Below are 1,382 nucleotides of genomic sequence, written 5' to 3'. Positions count from 1 at the left end.
CTTACTGATCGTTTCAGAATGAGTTGAGCTGCCGGTCTTGTGCTCGACGATCTTGGTCGGCAGGGTGGGCGGGGTGCGTGCTGATCTTGTTCCTGAGGACCTGTGGGAGAGGGTTGCTCCGCTGCTGCCGCCTGTTCCCGAACGGCGCCACCGCTATCCCGGGCGGCTGCGAGTTCCGGACCGTGTGGCACTTGCCGGCGTCATGTACGTGCTGCGGACCGGCGTCGCCTGGCGCGACGTTCCCGCGGAGACCGTGGGTTGCTCTGGGGTGACGGCCTGGCGTCGGCTGCGGGACTGGACCGAGGCGGGCGTCTGGCCACGCCTGCACGCCGCCCTGCTGACCGAGCTGCGCCGCGCCGACCTGCTGGACTTGGACGACTGCGCCGTGGACGGTTCTCACGTCCGGGCCCTCAAAGGGGGGATCACACCGGACCCTCGCCCGTCGACCGCGCCCGCCCCGGCTCGAAACACCATCTGATCGTCGACCGCTACGGAACCCCGCTCGCCGTCACGCTCACCGGCGGCAACCGGCACGACGTCACCCAGCTCCTGCCGCTGCTTGACGCGGTCCCACCGATCCGGGGCTTGCGGGGACGCCCCCGCCGCAAGCCGCGGCGCCTGTACGCCGACCGGGGCTACGACTTCGACAAGTACCGCCGCCTGCTATGGAAGCGCGGCGTCAAGCCGGTGATCGCCCGACGCGGCGTCACCCACGGCTCAGGACTGGGCAAGGTGCGTTGGGTCGTTGAGCGCGCCTTCGCCTGGCTGCACCAGTTCAAACGGCTCCGCATCCGCTACGAGCGGCGCGCAGATCTCCACCAGGGCCTGCTCGAACTGGCTTGCAGCCTCATATGCCTCCGCCGCCTACGAACCTCATCCTGAAGCGATCAGTTGGCTACGCTGAACCACCCTGGTCGCACCTCGTTCAGAAGCGGTTGCAGCGACCGCACTGCGGACCGTATGTCCTGATCCGTGACGTCAAGAGGCTCCGGCAGGCTCAGCCCATACCTGCGCAGCCGCCAGAGGTCGAAGACCTCGCTCCCGTCGGCTGCGAAGTCCATATCGACTTCAGTGCCCTCGTCGCTCACGAAGCGGCACCCTGCCCCATGAACCTTGTAGGAATAGGTGCCGATGTGATCACCCCGGCTGATCCGGCACGAACGGGCCAGGCCGACGACGTCCGCCAGTCGCTCAAGTGAGGGAATCGCCGCCCTCATGGCCTCATCAATCGCGTTGAGCGCGCGGACGTAACCGAGTACGAGGTCTCGCGCAGCCTCAACCCGTTCCATACGGCGTCATCCCCCCTGAGCCCGTGACTGAAGGGATTGTTCCATGGGGCCGCCAGCGTCTCCGTGGGACGGCATTCTGAAACGATCAGTTAG

2 protein-coding genes are annotated in these 1,382 nt (G+C 67.1%); one reads left to right on the top strand and one right to left on the bottom strand.

Features of this window, described 5'->3' with window-relative positions; all coding sequences use genetic code 11:
* Nucleotides 1-73: 73 nt before the first annotated feature.
* Nucleotides 74-882 (top strand): IS5 family transposase gene (locus ACIRF9_RS52700; RefSeq protein ID WP_403837829.1). Its coding sequence is split into 2 segments (ribosomal slippage): nt 74-413 and nt 413-882, totalling 810 coding nucleotides; the frame shifts between segments, so codons are not numbered across the junction.
* A gap of 5 nt (nt 883-887) precedes the next feature.
* On the opposite strand, the gene ACIRF9_RS52695 is transcribed toward ACIRF9_RS52700, so the two are convergent.
* Complete coding sequence (locus ACIRF9_RS52695) at nt 888-1,289, bottom strand: DUF6896 domain-containing protein (RefSeq protein WP_403837827.1); 402 nt, start codon at nt 1,287-1,289, stop codon at nt 888-890.
* Between the last annotated feature and the right edge of the window lie 93 nt (nt 1,290-1,382).

The organism is Streptomyces sp. NPDC096132 (genome assembly GCF_044763345.1).
Taxonomy (GTDB): Bacteria; Actinomycetota; Actinomycetes; order Streptomycetales; family Streptomycetaceae; genus Streptomyces.
This window is presented reverse-complemented; position numbering and strand designations above follow the sequence as displayed.

Bases quoted from the DNA above. Each gene is read 5' to 3' on its own strand.
- ACIRF9_RS52695 (WP_403837827.1), bottom strand. From the start codon at position 1,289: ATGGAACGGGTTGAGGCTGCGCGAGACCTCGTACTCGGTTACGTCCGC.